At 67.5% G+C, this 18266-nt stretch carries 21 protein-coding genes; 3 read left to right on the top strand and 18 right to left on the bottom strand.

Annotation, left to right across the window (positions count from 1 at the left end; translation table 11 throughout):
- Positions 1-22 precede the first annotated feature (22 nt).
- The 4 genes from putP to rlmE form a co-directional block, all read right to left on the bottom strand.
- Complete coding sequence (gene putP / locus N800_RS04085) at positions 23-1510, bottom strand: sodium/proline symporter PutP (protein WP_036135237.1); 1488 nt, start codon at positions 1508-1510, stop codon at positions 23-25.
- 413 nt (positions 1511-1923) lie between these two features.
- Positions 1924-2823, bottom strand: coding sequence for a dihydropteroate synthase (folP, locus tag N800_RS04080; protein WP_036135235.1), 900 nt, complete (start codon positions 2821-2823; stop codon positions 1924-1926).
- Between the two features lie 169 nt (positions 2824-2992).
- Positions 2993-4894 (bottom strand): ATP-dependent zinc metalloprotease FtsH, encoded by a 1902-nt coding sequence (gene ftsH, locus N800_RS04075; RefSeq protein WP_036135233.1) that lies wholly within the window; start codon positions 4892-4894, stop codon positions 2993-2995.
- A 90-nt stretch (positions 4895-4984) separates the two neighbouring features.
- Entirely contained in the window at positions 4985-5617 is a 633-nt protein-coding gene (gene rlmE, locus N800_RS04070; RefSeq protein WP_036135230.1) for a 23S rRNA (uridine(2552)-2'-O)-methyltransferase RlmE, read from the bottom strand.
- A gap of 69 nt (positions 5618-5686) precedes the next feature.
- On the opposite strand from rlmE, the gene yhbY reads away from it, so the two are divergent.
- Positions 5687-5992: a ribosome assembly RNA-binding protein YhbY gene (gene yhbY, locus N800_RS04065; protein ID WP_036135228.1), complete on the top strand. Its 306-nt coding sequence runs from the start codon at positions 5687-5689 to the stop codon at positions 5990-5992.
- Positions 5993-6019: 27 nt separating this feature from the next.
- Entirely contained in the window at positions 6020-6394 is a 375-nt protein-coding gene (locus tag N800_RS04060) for an Mth938-like domain-containing protein (RefSeq protein WP_036135226.1), read from the top strand.
- Positions 6395-6412: 18 nt separating this feature from the next.
- Here the strand turns inward: N800_RS04060 and N800_RS04055 are convergent, their stop codons facing one another.
- From N800_RS04055 to surE, 4 genes are all read right to left on the bottom strand, one after another.
- Positions 6413-7249, bottom strand: a complete 837-nt coding sequence (locus N800_RS04055) for a peptidoglycan DD-metalloendopeptidase family protein (protein WP_036135224.1) — start codon at positions 7247-7249, stop codon at positions 6413-6415.
- A 73-nt stretch (positions 7250-7322) separates the two neighbouring features.
- Positions 7323-7985 carry an exopolysaccharide biosynthesis protein gene (locus N800_RS04050; RefSeq protein ID WP_052107898.1) on the bottom strand — a complete coding sequence of 221 codons (663 nt, stop codon included), beginning with the start codon at positions 7983-7985 and terminating at the stop codon, positions 7323-7325.
- A 2-nt stretch (positions 7986-7987) separates the two neighbouring features.
- Positions 7988-8665, bottom strand: a complete 678-nt coding sequence (locus N800_RS04045; protein WP_036135222.1) for a protein-L-isoaspartate(D-aspartate) O-methyltransferase — start codon at positions 8663-8665, stop codon at positions 7988-7990.
- Entirely contained in the window at positions 8662-9453 is a 792-nt protein-coding gene (gene surE, locus N800_RS04040; protein ID WP_036135219.1) for a 5'/3'-nucleotidase SurE, read from the bottom strand. Before surE ends, N800_RS04045 begins: the two co-directional genes overlap by 4 nt.
- A gap of 163 nt (positions 9454-9616) precedes the next feature.
- On the opposite strand from surE, the gene N800_RS04035 reads away from it, so the two are divergent.
- A complete protein-coding gene (locus tag N800_RS04035) occupies positions 9617-10162 on the top strand; it encodes a Smr/MutS family protein (RefSeq protein WP_036135217.1) in 546 nt (181 codons plus the stop codon).
- 3 nt (positions 10163-10165) lie between these two features.
- On the opposite strand, the gene N800_RS04030 is transcribed toward N800_RS04035, so the two are convergent.
- From N800_RS04030 to N800_RS16055, 10 genes are all read right to left on the bottom strand, one after another.
- The gene (locus tag N800_RS04030; RefSeq protein WP_036135215.1) at positions 10166-10396 is read right to left on the bottom strand and encodes a hypothetical protein; all 231 of its coding nucleotides are present in this window, start codon (positions 10394-10396) and stop codon (positions 10166-10168) included.
- A gap of 150 nt (positions 10397-10546) precedes the next feature.
- The gene (truD, locus tag N800_RS04025; RefSeq protein ID WP_036135423.1) at positions 10547-11590 is read right to left on the bottom strand and encodes a tRNA pseudouridine(13) synthase TruD; all 1044 of its coding nucleotides are present in this window, start codon (positions 11588-11590) and stop codon (positions 10547-10549) included.
- A 136-nt stretch (positions 11591-11726) separates the two neighbouring features.
- A complete protein-coding gene (gene ispF, locus N800_RS04020) occupies positions 11727-12209 on the bottom strand; it encodes a 2-C-methyl-D-erythritol 2,4-cyclodiphosphate synthase (RefSeq protein WP_036135213.1) in 483 nt (160 codons plus the stop codon).
- A 76-nt stretch (positions 12210-12285) separates the two neighbouring features.
- Entirely contained in the window at positions 12286-12984 is a 699-nt protein-coding gene (gene ispD, locus N800_RS04015; protein ID WP_036135211.1) for a 2-C-methyl-D-erythritol 4-phosphate cytidylyltransferase, read from the bottom strand.
- Entirely contained in the window at positions 12981-13346 is a 366-nt protein-coding gene (gene ftsB, locus N800_RS04010) for a cell division protein FtsB (RefSeq protein WP_036135209.1), read from the bottom strand. Before ftsB ends, ispD begins: the two co-directional genes overlap by 4 nt.
- A gap of 15 nt (positions 13347-13361) precedes the next feature.
- Entirely contained in the window at positions 13362-14648 is a 1287-nt protein-coding gene (gene eno, locus N800_RS04005) for a phosphopyruvate hydratase (protein WP_036135207.1), read from the bottom strand.
- A gap of 61 nt (positions 14649-14709) precedes the next feature.
- Entirely contained in the window at positions 14710-15543 is an 834-nt protein-coding gene (gene kdsA, locus N800_RS04000) for a 3-deoxy-8-phosphooctulonate synthase (RefSeq protein WP_036135205.1), read from the bottom strand.
- Positions 15540-17198, bottom strand: a complete 1659-nt coding sequence (pyrG, locus tag N800_RS03995; protein ID WP_036135202.1) for a CTP synthase — start codon at positions 17196-17198, stop codon at positions 15540-15542. Before pyrG ends, kdsA begins: the two co-directional genes overlap by 4 nt.
- Positions 17199-17331: 133 nt before the next feature.
- Positions 17332-17745: a globin family protein gene (locus N800_RS03990; protein WP_036135200.1), complete on the bottom strand. Its 414-nt coding sequence runs from the start codon at positions 17743-17745 to the stop codon at positions 17332-17334.
- Positions 17746-17931: 186 nt separating this feature from the next.
- Positions 17932-18266: hypothetical protein (locus tag N800_RS16055; protein ID WP_036135198.1), on the bottom strand; the 335-nt coding region annotated here is incomplete at its 5' end.

The following is an 18266-nucleotide window of genomic DNA, read 5'->3' as shown; positions in this document are numbered from 1 at the left end:
GTTCCCCCCTCACCAGGCCGGTTCAGTGCGGATTCTCGCGCAGCGACGCCCGCACCTGCTGGTGCGTCACCTGCACTTCGTGCGGGGGCGCCCTGTCCAGCAGGCTGGTGACGACAATGGCGATCGTCGCCACGATGAAGCCCGGCACGATTTCGTACATCGCACTGCCGGTCTGCTTCCACAGGATCACCGTGAGTGCACCGGTCAGCATGCCGGCCAGCGCACCGTTGCGCGTCATGCGCTGCCAGACCAGCGACAGGATCACGACCGGGCCAAAGGCAGCGCCAAAGCCGGCCCAGGCGTAGCTCACCAGGCCCAGCACGCGGCTGTCCGGATCACGCGCGATGGCGATGGCCAGCAACGCCACGGCCAGCACTGCGGCACGCCCTACCCAGACCAATTCGCGCTGGCCGGCGTTGGGCCGCAGGAAACCGCGATAGAAATCCTCGGTGACGGCGCTGGAACACACCAGAAGCTGGCACGACAGGGTGCTCATTACCGCCGCCAGAATCGCCGACAGCAGCACGCCAGCGATCCACGGGTTGAACAGTTGCTCGGCCAAGGTGATGAACACGCGCTCCGGATTCTGGCTCACGGGACCGGCCGCCTCGGGATGTGCGGCGTAGTGCGCGATGCCGAAGAAGCCCACCGCAATCGCGCCCGCGAGGCACAGCACCATCCACGTCATGCCGATGCGCCGGGCCTTGGGGATGGAGCTGACATGGTCGGCGGCCATGAAGCGCGCCAGGATATGCGGCTGGCCGAAATACCCCAGGCCCCATGCGGCCGCCGAGACCACCGCCATCAGGCCGCCCGCGCCCATCCAGTCCAGGCGGGTGGGGTCGACCTGTTCGATCAGCGCCAGGCTCGGTTGGATGCCACCGTTGCTGACAACCACGATGACCGGCGTCAGCACCAGGGCGAAGATCATCAGCGAGGCCTGTACGGTGTCGGTCCAGCTCACCGCCAGGAAGCCGCCGATCAGGGTGTAGGCAATGGTGGCCGCCGCGCCGTACCACAGCGCCTGTGCATACGGCACGCCGAACACACTCTCGAACAGGCGCGCGCCCGCCACGATGCCAGAGGCGCAGTAGACGGCGAAGAACACCAGGATCACCAGCGCGGAAAAGATGCGCAGCACCCGGCGGTTGTCGGCGAAGCGGTGGGTGAAGTAATCCGGCAGGGTCAGCGCGTTGTGGGTGCGCTCGGTGTACACCCGCAGCGGCCCGGCCACGAAGCGCCAGTTGAGATACGCACCCACGGTCAGGCCAATGGCGATCCAAGCCTCGGACAGGCCGGTCAGGTACAGCGCGCCGGGCAGGCCCATCAGCAACCAACCGCTCATGTCAGACGCGCCCGCCGACAACGCGGTGACGAAGCTGCCCAGCGAACGCCCGCCGAGGATGTAGTCGTCGAAGTTGCGCGTGGACCGCCAAGCGATGAAACCGATCATGACCATGGCGATGAGGTACAGCCCGAAGGTCACGAGCAGCGGCGTGCTGGCAGTCATGTGCGTCTTTCCCCTGAGTCAGGCCCGGAGCTTACCCCAGGGCGCCCGTGGCAGGCGCGCCTCGCGGCCCCTGGGTGATGCGGCAACGCACAACGCCCCGCCCGGCAGCGCGCCGCGCAGTTGTACACAGCGCCTGTGGACAAGCGGCGGGATAAGCTTGGGGAGCAAACGCCACGGGCCAGCAACGGCGGGGGACGCAAGAGGTTTGGTGAAAAATTCACCACACCCGATGACATCGATTTCCGGCCCACCTTCAGTTGTGCACACAGCCTGTGGACAACCATTTGGATGACGATGTGGGCAACGGCATGCAGCCCTTGCGGGATGGGCGTGTCAACAGGTTTGGCTATTTTTTCACCACGCAGGAAAGCAACGATTTTTCTTGACAGACGCGTCGAACCTGCACGCGATCTTCATTCCTCATCCGGCCAGCGAATGGAAGGCACCGCACTGCGCGTACGCGGCACGGGCTGGGCGGCAACTGCATTCCACACCTTCAACGCATCCACCGTCGCGGCCACGTCGTGCACGCGCAGCAGTTTGGCGCCCCGTTGCGCGGCAATCAGGTGCGCGGCCACCGAGCCGGCCACGCGCTCGCGCGGAATGTCGCGGCCCGTGATCTCACCAATGCTGCGCTTGCGCGACAGGCCGGCCAACACGGGCACGCCCAGTTCCACGAAGCGCTCCAGTTGGGCCAGCAGCGTCAGGTTGTGCGTCGTGTCCTTGCCGAATCCGAACCCGGGGTCGGCAATCAGCCGCTTCTTCGGAATGCCGGCCATTTCGGCAGCAAAGATGCGTTCGGCCAGGAAGCGGTGGACCTCGCCCACGACGTCGTCGTACTGTGGCGCCGCCTGCATCGAGCGGGGCTCGCCCTGCATGTGCATCAGCACCACGGGCACGCCGAGCGACGCGGCCGCGTCCAGGGCCCCTTCCTGACGCAACCCATAGATGTCGTTGATCATGCCTGCGCCGGCCTCCACCGCAGCGCGCATGACCTCCGGTTTGTAGGTGTCCACGCTGATCGGCAGCGAAGTCGCCTCGCGCAGTCGTCGCACCAGTGGCACCACGCGGCGCAGTTCCTCCTCCAGCGAAACCTCTTCAGCCCCGGGCCGCGTGGATTCACCGCCAACGTCGAGGATGTCCGCACCCTCCCCGGCCAAGCAGATGCCGTGCGCGACAGCCGCCTCCAATGTGTCGTACTCGCCGCCATCGGAGAACGAATCCGGGGTGACGTTGACGATGCCCATCACCCGCGGCCGGTCGAGCACCAACGCGCAGCCGTTGCAGTCAAACGTGGGGGCAATGTCGAACATGGCAGACACCTCGGAAACGTAGGCACGCAGACTACCAAGCGCCACCCGCCATGCGGTACCGGGCGAGGTGCGGGGAGCGGCGCCGCGTGCGGCGGCTGGCGCGCTGGGCGTGAAACGCGAAAGGCCGGGACAAGTCCGGCCTCCCTCATGCTCTCGTTGGCGTCGTGCCTCAGGTCTGCGCCGCAGCCCCGCCAATCGCGCCGCCCGGGGTCTCCGCATCGTCCTTGGACGCGCGGCCGGACTTGGTCCACTCCGCCGGCGGGCCCGGCACGCGACCGGCCATGATGTCGTCGATCTGCCGGGCGTCGATGGTCTCGTACTGCAGCAGCGCGTCGGCCATCACGTGCAGCTTGTCGAGGTTGTCCTTGAGGATCTGCGTGGTACGCGCATACGCCCGGTCCAGGATGTCGCGCACCACTTCATCGATGCGTGCAGCCGTTTCGTTGGACACGTTCTTGTGCTGCGTCACCGAACGTCCGAGGAACACCTCGTCCTCTTCCTCGCCGTAAGCGATCGGGCCCATGGCGTCGCTCAGCCCCCACTTGGTGACCATGTTGCGGGCCATCTTGGTAGCGCGTTCGATGTCGTTGGATGCGCCCGTGGTGACCTTGTCGGCGCCGAAGATCAGTTCCTCGGCCACGCGACCGCCGTACAGCGAGCACAACTGCGACTCGATCGCCACGCGATTGAGCGAGTACTTGTCGCCTTCCGGCAGGTACATGGTCACGCCTAGGGCGCGGCCACGCGGAATGATGGTGACCTTGTAGACCGGGTCGTGCTCGGGCACCAGGCGGCCGACGATGGCGTGGCCTGCCTCGTGGTACGCGGTGTTGCGCTTTTCCTCTTCGCTCATCGCCATCGAACGACGCTCGGCGCCCATCAGGATCTTGTCGCGGGCACGGTCGAAGTGGTCCATGCGGACCTCCTTCGCGTTCTCGCGCGCGGCGAACAGCGCGGCCTCGTTGCACAGGTTGGCCAGATCGGCGCCGGAGAACCCCGGGGTGCCGCGGGCAATCGTCATCGGCTCCACGTCGGCGTCCAGCGGCAGCTTGCGCATGTGCACGCGCAGGATCTGCTCGCGGCCCTTCACGTCCGGCAGGCCCACCACCACCTGGCGGTCGAAGCGACCGGGGCGCAGCAGCGCCGGATCCAGCACGTCCGGGCGGTTGGTCGCGGCGATCACGATCACGCCCTCGCCGCCCTCGAAGCCGTCCATCTCGACCAGCAACTGGTTGAGGGTCTGCTCGCGCTCGTCGTGGCCGCCGCCCAGGCCGGCACCGCGATGGCGGCCGACGGCGTCGATCTCGTCGATGAAGATGATGCACGGCGCATGCTTCTTCGCCGTCTCGAACATGTCGCGCACGCGACTGGCGCCGACGCCCACGAACATCTCGACGAAATCCGAACCGGAGATGCTGAAGAACGGCACCTTGGCCTCGCCGGCGATGGCACGCGCCAGCAGGGTCTTGCCGGTGCCCGGCGGGCCGACCATCAGCACGCCGCGCGGAATCTTGCCGCCCAGCTTCTGGAACTTGCTCGGGTCGCGCAGGAACTCGACCAGTTCGCCGACCTCTTCCTTGGCCTCGTCGCAGCCGGCCACGTCGGCGAAGGTCACCTTGACCTCGTTCTCGCCCTGCATCTTGGCCCGCGACTTGCCGAAGCTCATCGCGCCCTTGCCGCCGCCCTGCTGCATCTGGCGCATGAAATACACCCAGATGCCGATGAACAGCAGCCACGGCAGGATGTTGATCAGGATGTACATCAGCGACGGACCGCTGGCCGGCGGGGTCTGCTCGATGGCGACCTTGTGCTGGATCAGGTCGTTGACCAGGTCCTTGTCGCCCGGGTTGTAGGTGGTGAAGGACTTGCCGTCCTTGAACTGGCCATCGATGGTGGTCCGGTCCTCGGCGATGGACACCTTGGCGACGCGGTCGTTCTGCACCTGTTGCACGAACTGGTCGTACGCCAGCGTCTCGCTGACGGCAGTGCGCGGACCGAATGCCTGGAACACCACCATCAACACGACGGCGACGACCACCCAGAGCAGCAGATTCTTGGCCAAATCGTTCATGTGCCTACCTTACGCGCAACCGTTCGCCGAAACATTGTCAAAACCCGCCATTCGCTGAACGGCGCCACCGTACCCACGCGCAGGGATGCCCTACTTCGGCACCGCCCGCTTGCCCTGCGCCAGCGCGTACACCTCGGGCGATCGCTTGCGCGACGCCTCCGGCTTGCGGATCGCGACCTTGTCGTAGCGCTTGCGCAGCTCACGCACGTAGTCGTCGAACCCCACACCCTGGAACAGCTTGATCAGGAACGTGCCGCCGGTGCGCAGGTGCTTGTCGGCGAAGTCCATGGCCAGCTCCGACAGGTACAGCGCCCGCGGCATGTCCACCGCGTCCATTCCGCTCTTATTGGGGGCCATGTCGGAAAGGACAAGGTCCACCGGCTTGTCACCGACCATGGTCTCAAGCTGGACGAGGACTTCATCGTCCCGGAAGTCACCCTGCAGGAACTCCACCCCGGCCATCGGCGCCATGGGCAGGATGTCGATGGCGATGACGCGGCCGCTGTCGCCCAGGCGCGCCCGCACCAGCTGTGACCAGCTGCCCGGTGCCGAGCCCAGGTCGACCACGGTCATGCCCGGCCTGAGCAGGCGATCGCGGTCGATCAGCTCCTCCAGCTTGTAGATGGCGCGCGAACGGGCACCCTCCTTCTTCGCCTTCTTCACGAAGGGGTCGGAGACGTGCTCCTGCAACCAGCGCTGACTGCTTTTGCTGCGGGTGGCCATGGGGATGCGGGTGGGGGAAGGCCGTCATGATACCCTGAGCGCCCTGCCACACCCCTGTTGCGTGCCCCGATGTCGACCGTGCTGACCTCTGCCCAGACCCGTTTCCTGCGGGGCCAGGCCCATGACCTGAAAGCGATGTTGCAGGTCGGCGGCAAGGGCATCACCGACGCGCTGGTGGCCGAGGTGGACCTGGCGCTGGAGCACCACGAGCTGATCAAGGTGAAGGTGGGCGCCGCGGACCGTGAAGCACGCGATGCGATGATCGACGATCTCACCGACCGGACCGGCTCGGCGCTGGTGCAGCGCATCGGCCACACCGCCGTGCTGTACCGCCCCAGCAAGGACAAGCGCCAGATCGTGTTGCCGCGGGCCTGAGCCCGGGACACGCCTACGGAGCGCGCCGTGCAGCTCACGCTCGAACGCCCTGACCACGAGTTCTTCCTGCGCGGTGCCGATGGCATCTCCGCGCTCGTCAACGACATCCGACTGACCGGCAGCTTCGTCCTTGCGCCCAACACGCTGATCGAAGCGTGGGCGGTGCGGGATGCCAAGGCCCTGACAGTGGACCAGCTGGAACCGCTGCTGGCGCTGGCGCCGGAAGTGGTGCTGCTGGGTACTGGCGCGAACCAGGTGTTTCCGTCCCCGGCAGTGATGGCGGCGTGCCTGGGGCGCGGTGTCGGCCTGGAAGTCATGTCCAATGCCGCCGCGGCCCGCACCTTCAACGTGCTTGCCGGCGAGAACCGCAAAGTAGTGGCGGGCTTCATCCTGCCGGGCTGAGGTCCGGCGGACGCCTGCTCAGCGCTTGGGCAGGTACAGCAGCGGGTCGACCGGCTTGCCGTTGTAACGGACTTCGAAATGCAACATGTCGCGCGGCGCGCCACTGCGCCCCATTTCCGCGACCTGCTGCCCCGCCTTCACCAGTTGGCCTTCGTTGACCAGGCGGGTGCGGTTGTGGCCATACGCCGACAGCCATTCGTCGTTGTGCTTGATGATCACCAGCTCGCCATAGCCGACCAGGCCGGAACCGGAGTAGACCACCACTCCATCGGCTGCGGCACGCACGGCGGCCCCGCTGCTGCCGGCAATGCCGATCCCCTGCTTCGTGGGCTCGCCTGCGACATAGCGGCTGATGAGCTCCCCGTCGGCCGGCCAACGCCATTTGACGGAACTTTCGGCGGGCACCGGTGCGGGCTTGGGGACGGCCGGCTTTGGGGCCGCCGGCTTGGTGTCGGCGGGCTTGGCGGCGGCAGTCGACGTGACCGGTTTCGCTGTGCCGGCCACTGGCACCGAGGGGCGTTCGCTTCGCGCTTTGCTCGAAGCCACGGGCGCGCTTGCCACCGCGCCACTGCTCCCCGGGTAAAGCTTCAGACGCTGCCCGGGGTAGATGGTGTACGGCTCGGCGATGCCATTCCATGCCGCCAGGTCCTTGGCCTGCACACCGTTGGCGCTGGCGATGCGATAGAGCGTATCGCCCCGCTTCACGACGGCAGTCACTCCCGGTTTGGCGATGGAAGGCGCAGGGGTTTCGCGCACCACGGTGGTCTTGGCGCACGCCGAGAGCAGCGTGGCCACGGCGAGGCACAGGATGGCAGTCCGGGCCACGGTATGACGGGAAATGAGCGTGATGGTCATGCGCCTCGTGATTTACTCCATGTCTTCATGCCGAACCGACGAGGCGACCCGACGGCTGGGCAACGGTGTGCACTCAGCCCGACACACGCTGCCACAGTTGGTGGAGTGCAACGCCACCCCCACCAATCAGGACGCTGAAATAGATCATGGTGCCGACGTTGGACAGGTGCCCCAGCAGCATCGCCCCGCCATCGCGCTGCACCAGGCCCACAGCGTAGAACAGCAGCGCCAGCGCGGGGAGCGTATTGCTGAACGGCACGAAACCGAATGGCGCCATCAGCAACAGGGCCGCGAGGATGAAGGCCAGGTTGTTGAACACGTTCTGTGCGCGCCCCTCCACGAGGGCACGCAGACGATGCGGGCGACTGATCTTCTCCAGCCGACGCACCCACTCCAGGCCGCCGGTCAAACCGGGGCGCAGCTTGTCCGCCGGCAATCCGCGATCACGCACACGGGCCGGCACCCACAGCGGGCGGCCGCTGAGGCGGCTGACTCCCACCAGCAGGATCGCCGCGCCAAAGACGGTGCTCACCCCCGGGATCGACACCGGAATCAGGAACACCAGCGTCAGCAACATGGTCAGCAGCAGCAGGCCTTCGTCGCCAAAGACCTCCAGCAACTCACCCAGGGTCAGCTTGTCCTCGGGCAGGTTGCGGATGATGGCGGCCAGCTGTTCGCCCAGCGAGACCGATGCGGGAGCGTCGGCCGCGCCCGCGGAAGTGTGGTGTTGGCTCATGTTCAGTCGACCATGCCCGACAGCAACGGCACGAACACCACCGGGCCCAGGGTCTGCTGGGTGATCCGGCCGTCCGCGTCGCGCTGGAGGCATAACAGGGATTGGGAATTGGCCGCGCCAACCGGAGCGACCAGGATGCCGCCGACGGCCAGTTGTTCAGTCAGTGCATCGACCAGTGCAGGCGCCGCAGCGGTGACGATGATGGCATCGAACGGGCCGTTTTCCGGCCAGCCGATGCGGCCGTCGTCGTGCTTGCTGCGGATGTTCAGGCCCAGCTGGCGGAACCGCTTGCGCGCGGTGCGCAGCAGTTCGCCGATGCGCTCGACGGTATGCACCTCCAGGCCCAGCGCGGCCAGGACCGCGGCCTGGTACCCGGACCCGGTGCCGATTTCCAGCACCTTCTTCGGCTCGCAGGCCAGCAGCGCCTCGGTCATCCGCGCCACCACCCACGGTTGCGAGATGGTCTGGCCCTGCCCGATGGGCAGCGCGGTGTCCTCGTAAGCGCGGCTGGCGAGTACTTCGTCGATGAAGAGGTGGCGCGGCACGGTGCGGATGGCATTGAGCACCCGCTCGTCGCGGATGCCGTTCTCGCGCAGGCGCTCGACCAGCCGGTCGCGCACCCGCTGCGAGGTCAGGCCGGAACCGATGGCTTCGGGTTGCAGCCGCATGCGCACGCTCACGAGGCCGCCTCCGCGCCGCCGCGCAACGCACCGGACAGGCCATCGACCCAGCTCGCGACCTGCTCCAGCGCCTGATAGCGGGTCAGGTCGATCTGGATCGGGGTGATGGAGATGTGGCCGGTGCGAACGGAGTGGAAATCGGTGCCCGGGCCTGCGTCCTGCTCGGGGCCGGCGGCGCCGACCCACCACCACTGGCGGCCGCGGGGATCCTGCTGCGGCACGCAGGCTTCGGACCGGTGGCGGTTGCCAAGGCGGGTCACTTCGAAGCCGCGTACGTCATCCCATGGGATATCGGGCACGTTGACGTTGAGGATGGTGTCGGCCGGCAGCGGATCACTGGCCAACCGCGCGATGATCTCGACCGCGGCGCGGGCGGCGGTTTCGTAATTGCGACCATCGTGGTCGCGGGTCGCGAGAGACATGGCCACCGACGGCAGGCCCAGGAAGCGGCCTTCCATCGCGGCGGCGACGGTGCCGGAATAGATCACGTCGTCGCCCATGTTGGACGCGCTGTTGATGCCGGACACGACGATGTCGGGCTCGGCCTCCAGCATGCCGGTCAGCGCCACGTGCACGCTGTCGGTGGGGGTGCCATGCACGCGCCAGGTCTGCGCGTCCAGCTGGACCACGCGGATCGGCCCGTCCAGGGTCAGGGAATTGCTGGCCCCCGAGCGGTCACGATCCGGCGCGACCACGAGCACTTCATGGCCGGCTGCGCGCAGCCCCTGCGCCAACGCACGGATGCCGGGTGCGTCTACGCCGTCGTCGTTGCTGACCAGTACTCGCATGGACTCGCGAAAAACCTCACGTGGGCGGGGAATGGAGGCGACCGCGCTCAGATACACACGCCGCGGCGGACCGTTGGGCCCATGATAGCCGATGAGGGATGATCGTCCTGCCAGCGCGCGCCCTTCGCCTTGCGTTGCCGGCTCGCCGCGCTAGGCTTTACGGATGGCACGCAAGCATGAGCCCGCCGAAGACGACCACGCGCTGTTTCTCAGCGCGATTGGCGACGTGCGGCGGCTCGAAGACGCACCCGAGCCGCCTTCGACGCCCAAGCCACGCCCGCGCGCGCGCATGGCCGAGCAGGACGAGGCGGCCGCCCGGGAGACGTTCCGCCATGCGTTGGATGCCAGCCTGCTCGAAGCCGGCGACACCCTTGCCTACCGTCGCGACGAACTGCCGTCACGGTCCTGGCAGCGGCTGAAGCGGGGCGAGTTGTCCGCCCAGGAGGAGCTCGACCTGCATGGCACCGACGCCCGCACCGCCGAAGCGTTGCTGCGTGCCTTCCTCAACGACGCACGCCGGCACGGCGTCGGCTGCGTGCGGGTGATCCATGGCAAGGGGCTGCAGAGCGACGGAATGCCCGTGCTCAAGAACCTGGTCGACCGAATGCTACGACACCGTGCGGACGTGCTGGCATTCCACTCGGCGCCGCCCACGCAGGGCGGCACCGGCGCGGTGGTGGTGTTGCTGGCGCCCTCGAAGCGACGCTGAGCGTCAGCGCATGGCCTGGCGTGGGTCGCCCGCAACGCGCTTGCTGGGCGGGTTCACCCAGACGACGCCGATGTTGCGCCGACGCGCAACCTGCTCGACCGCAGCCATGTACTCGGCGTCCACTACGACCGAGCCAGGCTTCGCGGCAGGCGTCAAGGCGGCGGAATCTTTTTCCATCGAACTGGCACAACCGGCGACCACAACGGCCGCGAGGGACAGCACCACAAGGCGCATATTCGCATGCATGACCGCGACTCCTAGGTTGGGAGGCGTCACACCTCCAGCCCGGCATGATTCCGGGTTACCTCTACGCTTATACGCCGCTGCCCAGACGCCACCAGTGTCGTCGGCTGCCAGCCGACGAGCGGTCGTCGGCGCCGGATTTCATTGCGGCGCCGAGGCTCGCGGGGCGTCGGTGACGTCGCCCAATTCGGCCAACACCGAAGTGGCATAGGCGCCGGCAGGCAACGCGAAAGTGAGCTCGAGCACGCCCTCCTCGCGCCAGCGCCACGCCAGCCCCGCCGGACGCAGGCGCAAGGCCCGGCGCTCCTGCTCCAGGCCGGCCTTTTCCAGGCCCCGCTTCAGGGCAGGCGCATCGCCCTCAGCCAAGGCAGACTGCTCACGGACTGCAGCGGCATCCTGGGTTCGCAGCTCACCCCGCCCCCAAAGCGGACCGGTGGGATGAATATCAAAGGCGTCCAGTCGACGCAGCAGATCGTCGGTCAACGGCTCCGGTCCGAACACGCTGCGGCGGCCGTCCAGCATCCAGACCTCGCCTGGCAAGGGACGGTTCCAGGTGCGGTCCAGCACCCGTGCAGCCAGCACGCGATTGAACAACTCCGAACGCGCAGCCGACAGCAGGAGACCGCGCTTTTCCCGGGCGACGCGGCGCCCACGGAACATCGCCAGCGCCTGCGCGACGTTATCGCCATCGCGTCCGAAGCGCTGTTCGCCAAAATAATTGGGGACGCCCAGTGCGGCGATCGCCTGCAATCGGGCTTCGATGGCGTCGCGGTCACCCTCCACTGCCCGCAATACCAGCACGAAGCGGTTTCCCGCCAGCGCCCCACGCGGCAACTTGCGCGAGTGCCACTGGTGATCGAGCACTTGCAGGTCATCCGACTGGAGCGATGCCAGGTCCGGTGCGATCTTTTTCGGCAGGTGCACGCTGATGCGCTGACGGGTCACCGCGTGCCGATCCTTCAATCCGGCATAGCCGATCGCCATGTCCCCGACACCCGCCCAGGCCGCGATGCGCTTGGCGGCAAACGCGGTGTTCATGCCACGCTTCTCGATGGTCAGTAGCAGGTGCTCGCCCGCGCCGGAGGGTTCGAAACCCGGCAATTCCTCGACGAAGAAGTCCTCGGCAGTGGTGCGGATGTGCGCACTCAACACGGGGGCGCCATGGGCCGCGGGCAATTCGTCCACGGTCGGGATGGGGGCGGCGTCGCCACTTAGGGGCGCCGCAGAGTCCAACGACATCGTCTCGGGAGTCGGCGCATCGGAATCGGCTTCCGGCGTGGGCGACTCGGGGGCGCCGGGGTAGATGGCCATCATGCAGCGATCACGCCTTGCCCAGCAGGCAGACTGCCATGGCCGCAATACCCTCACCGCGGCCGGTGAATCCCATGCGCTCGCTGGTGGTGGCCTTGACGCTCACTGCGTTCACGTCGATGCCCAGCTCACGGGCCAATCGCTCGCGCATCGCATCGGCGTGGGGGCCCACCTTGGGCCGTTCACAGACCACGGTGATATCGGCGTTGATAACGCGCCAGCCTCCCTGCCCATCGAGCAGACGGGTGCAGTGGCGCAGGAACAGCAGACTGTCCGCGTCCTTCCACTGCGGGTCGCTGGGCGGGAAATGGCGGCCGATATCGCCCAGCGCGAGTGCACCCAGCATGGCATCGCACAGGGCATGGATCACCACGTCGCCATCGGAGTGGGCGACGATGCCGCGCTCGTGGGGCACCCTTACGCCGCCGAGCATGACGTGGTCACCCTCGCCGAAGGTGTGCACGTCGAAGCCCTGGCCAATGCGGATGTTCATGGTGTGCCCTTGTCTGGTGCCGGAGGCGAGTGCGACATCCCCAGTTCGGCGTTGCCGCCGCGAAGCCGGGGGCGGCTCACGTCCTGTGCGAAAGAAGATAGTCCGCCAGCGCGAGGTCGGCTGGCGTGGTGACCTTGAGGTTGTCCTCCCGCCCTTCGACCAGGCGCGGGCGCGCGCCACCGCGCTCCATGGCCATGGCCTCATCGGTGACCAGCACGCCCGCGGCACGTGCGGCGCGCAGGGCATTGCCCAGCGCATCGCGCCGGAATGCCTGCGGGGTGAAGGCGCGCCACAGGCCGTCGCGCGGCTCGGTGGTGACGATGGTTCCCTCCACCGCGGCGCGCTTGAGCGTGTCGCGCACCGGGGCACCGAGGATGGCGCCGTCGGGATGGGCGGTGGCCGCGTCGATCAGCCGATCCAGGTCTGCGGTGGCCAGATTGGGGCGCGCGGCGTCGTGCACGAGCACCAGGGCATCGGCCGGCACGTCGGCCGGCAATGCCTCCAGCGCGGCAAGCACCGAGTCGGCGCGCTCGCCGCCGCCCACGCAGCACAGCACCGGCTTGCCGTGCAACGACGTCCAGCCGGGCCAACGTGCGTCATTGGCAGCCAACGCCACCATCGCGCCGGCCACCCGCGGATGCGCCAACAGCGCGGAGAGGGCGTGTTCGATCAGGGGCTTGCCTGCCGAGTGCAGGTATTGCTTGGGGACCTCGCCGCCAAAGCGCGTGCCTTGCCCCGCCGCCGGAACCACCGCCCAGACCAGGGGGCCGCTCACGGCGCGGGGTTGCCTTCGACCGAGTCAGCGGCCTGGTCATTGCCAACGTTGCTGGCGGTGTCGGACGAGAGATCGCCCGTCTGCGGCTCCACCACGCGGTAGAAGGTCTCCCCGGGCTTGATCATGCCCAACTCGCTGCGCGCGCGATCCTCGACCGCGGCCTCGCCAGACTTGAGGTCCTCCACTTCGGCCGCGAGCGCGCTGTTGCGCTGCTCCAGACCGCCGTTCTCGCGGGTTTGCGCGTCGACCTTCTGCTGGAGGTCGGCCACCGAGCGGCGGCCGCCCTCTCCGAACCACAGGCGCAGTTGCAGGAACGCGAGCAACGCAAGCAGCGCCACCAGCAGGACCCGGACCCAGTGCATGCGGCGACTTTGCCCTTAGCGCTTCAGCGAGACGAACGCATCGCGACCGGCGTACTTCGCCGCGGCGCCGAGGGCCTCCTCGATGCGCAGCAGCTGGTTGTACTTGGCCACGCGATCGCTGCGGCACAGCGAGCCGGTCTTGATCTGGGTAGCCGTGGTGGCCACCGCGATGTCGGCGATGGTGGTGTCCTCGGTCTCGCCCGAACGGTGCGAGACGATGGCGGCGTACTTGTTGGCGTCGGCCATCGCGATGGCTTCCAGCGTCTCGGTCAGCGTGCCGATCTGGTTGACCTTGATCAGGATGGCGTTGGCCACGCCCTGGTCGATGCCTTCCTTGAAGATGCGCGGGTTGGTCACGAACAGGTCGTCGCCGACCAGCTGCACCTTGTTGCCGATGCGCTCGGTCAGCAGCTTCCAGCCGGCCCAGTCGTGCTCGGACATGCCGTCTTCGATGGTGATGATCGGGTACTGCGCGCACCAGCCCGCCATGAAGTCGACGAACTGCTCGCTGGTCAGGCGCTTGCCTTCACCGGTGAGGTTGTACTTGCCGTTCTCGAAGAACTCGCTGGAGGCGACGTCCAGGCCCAGCAGGATATCCTCGCCCGCCTTGTAGCCGGCCTTGCCGATGGCTTCGAGGATGGTTTCCAGCGCCTCTTCGTTGCTGCGCAGGTCGGGGGCGAAACCGCCCTCGTCGCCCACCGCCGTGCCCAGGCCACGGCCCTTGAGCACCGACTTCAGCGCGTGGAACACCTCGGTGCCGGCGCGCAGCGACTCGGCGAAGGTGGGCAGGCCGACCGGCAGGATCATGAATTCCTGCATGTCGACGTTGTTGTCGGCATGCGCGCCGCCGTTGATGATGTTCATCATCGGCACCGGCAGCACGGCCTCGCGACCGCCCGCCAGGTACTGCCACAGCGGCTGCTTGCGCGAGGCGGCGACGGCGTGCGCGTTGGCCATCGACACACCCAACAGCGCGTTCGCGCCCAGGCGGCCCTTGTTCTCGGTGCCGTCGAGGTCGATCAGGCGCTTGTCCAGGCCAGCCTGGTCGGCGGCGTCGAAGCCGGCCAGCGCGGCGGCAATGGTGGTGTTGACGTTGGCCACGGCGTTGCGCACGCCCTTGCCCAGGTAGCGGGTCTTGTCGCCGTCACGCAGCTCCACGGCCTCCTTGGTACCGGTGGAGGCACCCGAGGGCACCATCGCGCGGCCGAAGCTGCCGTCGGCCAGGGTGACTTCGGCTTCCAGCGTGGGGTTGCCGCGGCTGTCGAGGATCTCGCGGGCGTGGACTTTGGCGATCGTGGTCATGTCGACGGACGGTTCCGGTTTGTCTTGAAGTGGAATTCGAAAGGAAGGGCAGCGCGAGCCGTTACAGGCTGGCCTCGAGGAAACCGTTGCGCTTGGTGACCTCGTCGATCTGCTTGAGGGTCTCCAGCAGCGCGCGCATCTTCGGCAGCGGCCACGCATTGGGGCCGTCGCTGAGTGCTTCCTCGGGCTTGGGGTGTGTTTCCATGAAGATGCCGGAAATGCCCACCGCCATCGCCGCGCGCGACAGCACCGGCACGAATTCGCGCTGGCCGCCGCTGCTGCCGCCGGCGCCGCCGGGCAACTGCACGCTATGGGTGGCGTCGAACACCACCGGACAGCCGGTGTCGCGCATCACCGCCAGCGAACGCATGTCGCTGACCAGGTTGTTGTAGCCGAAGCTGGCGCCGCGCTCGCAGACCATGATGTCGGCGTTGCCGGTGGCCAGCGCCTTCTCGGAGACGTGCTTCATCTCCCACGGCGACAGGAACTGGCCCTTCTTGATGTTCACCGGCTTGCCGGCGCGCGCCACCTTCTGGATGAAATCGGTCTGGCGGCACAGGAAGGCAGGGGTCTGCAGCACGTCGACGACGGCGGCCACCTCGTCCATCGGGGTGTACTCATGCACGTCGGTCAGCACGGGCACGCCCAGCTGACGCTTCACCTCGGCCAGCACCTTCAGTCCCTCCTCCATCCCCGGGCCGCGGAAACTCGTCGCCGAGGTGCGGTTGGCCTTGTCGAAGCTGGACTTGAAGATGAAGGGGATGCCGAGCTCGGAGGTGATCTCCTTGAGCGTGCCGGCGGTGTCGATCTGCAGCTGCATCGACTCGATCACGCACGGGCCGGCGATCAGGAAGAACGGCTTGTCGAGGCCGATTTCAAAGCCACACAGGTTCATGCAATCGCTTCCTTGAGCAGCTTGCCACCGGCCTTGCGCTCACGCGCGGCACGGATGAAGCCGACGAACAGCGGGTGGCCGTCGCGCGGGGTGGACAGGAACTCCGGGTGCGCCTGGCAGGCCAGGAACCACGGGTGCTTGTCTTGCGACAGCTCGACCATCTCCACCAGCGTCTCGTCCATCGACTTGGCGCTGAACACCAGGCCGGCGTTCTCCAGCTGGTTGAGGTAACGGTTGTTGAACTCGTAACGGTGGCGATGGCGCTCGCCGACGATGTCCTTGCCGTACATCGCGTGGGCCAGCGTGCCCGGCTTGATGCGCTGCTCCTGCAGGCCCAAGCGCATGGTGCCGCCCAGGTCGCTTTCCTCGCTGCGGCGCTCGACCTCACCGGTGGCGGTGCGCCATTCGGTGATCAGGCCGATCACCGGGTGCGGGCTGGCCTTGTCGTTCTCGGTGCTGTTGGCGCCTTCCAGCCCCGCCACGTGGCGGGCGTAGTCCACCACCGCGGCCTGCATGCCGTAGCAGATGCCGAAATACGGAACGCCTTGCTCGCGGGCGAACTGCGCGGTCAGCACCTTGCCTTCGAAGCCGCGGTCACCGAAGCCGCCGGGCACCAGGATGCCGTCGATGCCATCCAGCACCGAGGCGCCCTGCTCTTCAACGTCGGTCGATTCCAGCCACTTGAGGTTGACCTTGGTGCGCTGGCGCAGGCCGCCGTGCTTGAGCGCCTCGCCCACCGACTTGTACGCATCCTGGTGGTCGACGTACTTGCCGACCACGCCGATGGTGACCTCGTCGACCGGGTGCTCGCTGGCATCCACCACGGCGTCCCATTCGGACAGGTCGCACGGGCCCGCCTGCAGGCGCAGGCGGTCGATGACGATGTCGTCCAGGCCCTGGTCGTGGAAGCGCTCGGGCATGCGGTAGATGTTGGGCAGGTCGACGGCCGAGATGACCGCGCGCTCCGGCACGTTGGTGAACAACGCGATCTTGCGGCGCTCGCTGTCCGGCAGCGGCTGCTCGGAGCGGCACAGCAGGATGTCCGGCTGGATGCCGATGGAGCGCAGCTCCTTGACCGAGTGCTGGGTCGGCTTGGTCTTCAGCTCGCCGGCGGCGGCGATCCACGGCACCAGGGTCAGGTGCATGAAGATGGCCTTGTCCGGGCCACGCTCGGTGCGGATCTGGCGGATGGCCTCGAGGAACGGCAGCGACTCGATGTCGCCGACGGTGCCGCCGATCTCGACCAGCGCGACGTCGTAGCCTTCGGTGGCTTCAACAATGCAGCGCTTGATCTCGTCGGTGATGTGCGGGATGACCTGCACGGTGCCGCCCAGGTACTCGCCACGGCGCTCCTTGCGGATCACGTTCTCGTAGATCCGGCCGGTGGTGACCGAGTTCTTGCGGCTGAGACGGTTGCGCAGGTAGCGCTCGTAGTGGCCGAGGTCCAGGTCGGTCTCGGCGCCGTCGTCGGTGACGTACACCTCACCGTGCTGGAACGGGCTCATGGTGCCCGGGTCCACGTTGATGTAGGGGTCAAGCTTCATCATCGTCACGCGCAGGCCGCGCGCTTCGAGGATGGCTGCCAGCGAGGCTGCCGCAATGCCCTTGCCAAGCGAGGACACCACGCCGCCGGTGACAAAAATCAGGGGAGTCATGGAATTGGGGGCGCTGGAAAGCCGTAGTTTACCGGACGGCGGCCCGGGCCGCGACCGGTTGACTTTGGCGGCCCGCCGCCGCCCCTCCGCTGACCGGCCGGAACCGCCGTGACGGCGGCCCCGGCGGGTTGGGTCAGTGCCCGGGGTAGCGGTGGCTGAACGTGTCCACCACCGAGGTCATGCCCTCGCGCCAGCGGTTGATCAGCAACGGGCCCGCCTCGGGGTCGAACTCCTCCACAGCCTTGATCAGGCTTTCGATCCAGAACGGATAGAGCTCCGGCGGCACCGGCGCACGGCCCGGACAGGCGTGCACGTCTGCCATCTGGTCGATGGTGCGCTTGACCACGTTGCTGCCGGCGGCGTGGAAGATGGCGACGCTGATGCCGCGACGCAGTGCCAGACGCTGCTTCTGGAAATCGGTCTGGGCGAACATCTCGGCCACGCGCGGGCTGCTCGCCATGAAAATCTCGTAGAAGCGTTCAATGAACTGCTTGTTCTGCAGGCATCGTCCATAACTCTGCTGCAGATCGAAGTACTGGTCGGACAACGTGGGGTTCCTCGCGGTGGGTGGGGGCGCGAGTGTGATGGCGCGCACGGGGCCGCATATTGATTCGTCTCAAATGCGCGCTCGCCACCGCGCAGGATTGGACGAAGGTCTAAACACCCATGGCTCCAGCCTCAAAAGATGCGGCCCGGATGACCGGGCCGCAGTGGTTGCGCATCGAAGCCGCGATCAGCGTTCGTGATGATCCGGATTGCGCTTGGCTTCGTCCTGTCGCGCGGCCTTGCGCTCTGCGCGGCGGTCGCGCGCTGTGGTGCTGGACGAGGCGGGCGCCTCCTCCTTGCCAGCCGTTGCGGTGTCGGTGGCACGACCGGCCTGACCGGTGACCGCGCTGCTGGCCGCGGCCGTGGCATTGCCCGAAACCGCACCGACGGCCTGGTCGTTCGCATGCAGGGCGCCATTGGCCGACGCATCGGCACCCACCGATGCACTGGCCTGGCCCACCGAGGCGGTCGTCGCCTGCGCCAGCCCCTGCCCGGAGGCCGCCGCCCCCAGCGCGGCCTGGG

The sequence above is a fragment of the Lysobacter daejeonensis GH1-9 genome (assembly GCF_000768355.1).
GTDB lineage: Bacteria > Pseudomonadota > Gammaproteobacteria > Xanthomonadales > Xanthomonadaceae > Aerolutibacter > Aerolutibacter daejeonensis.
The sequence above is the reverse complement of the archived record's forward strand: the minus strand, read 5'-3'. Positions and strand labels throughout refer to the sequence as shown.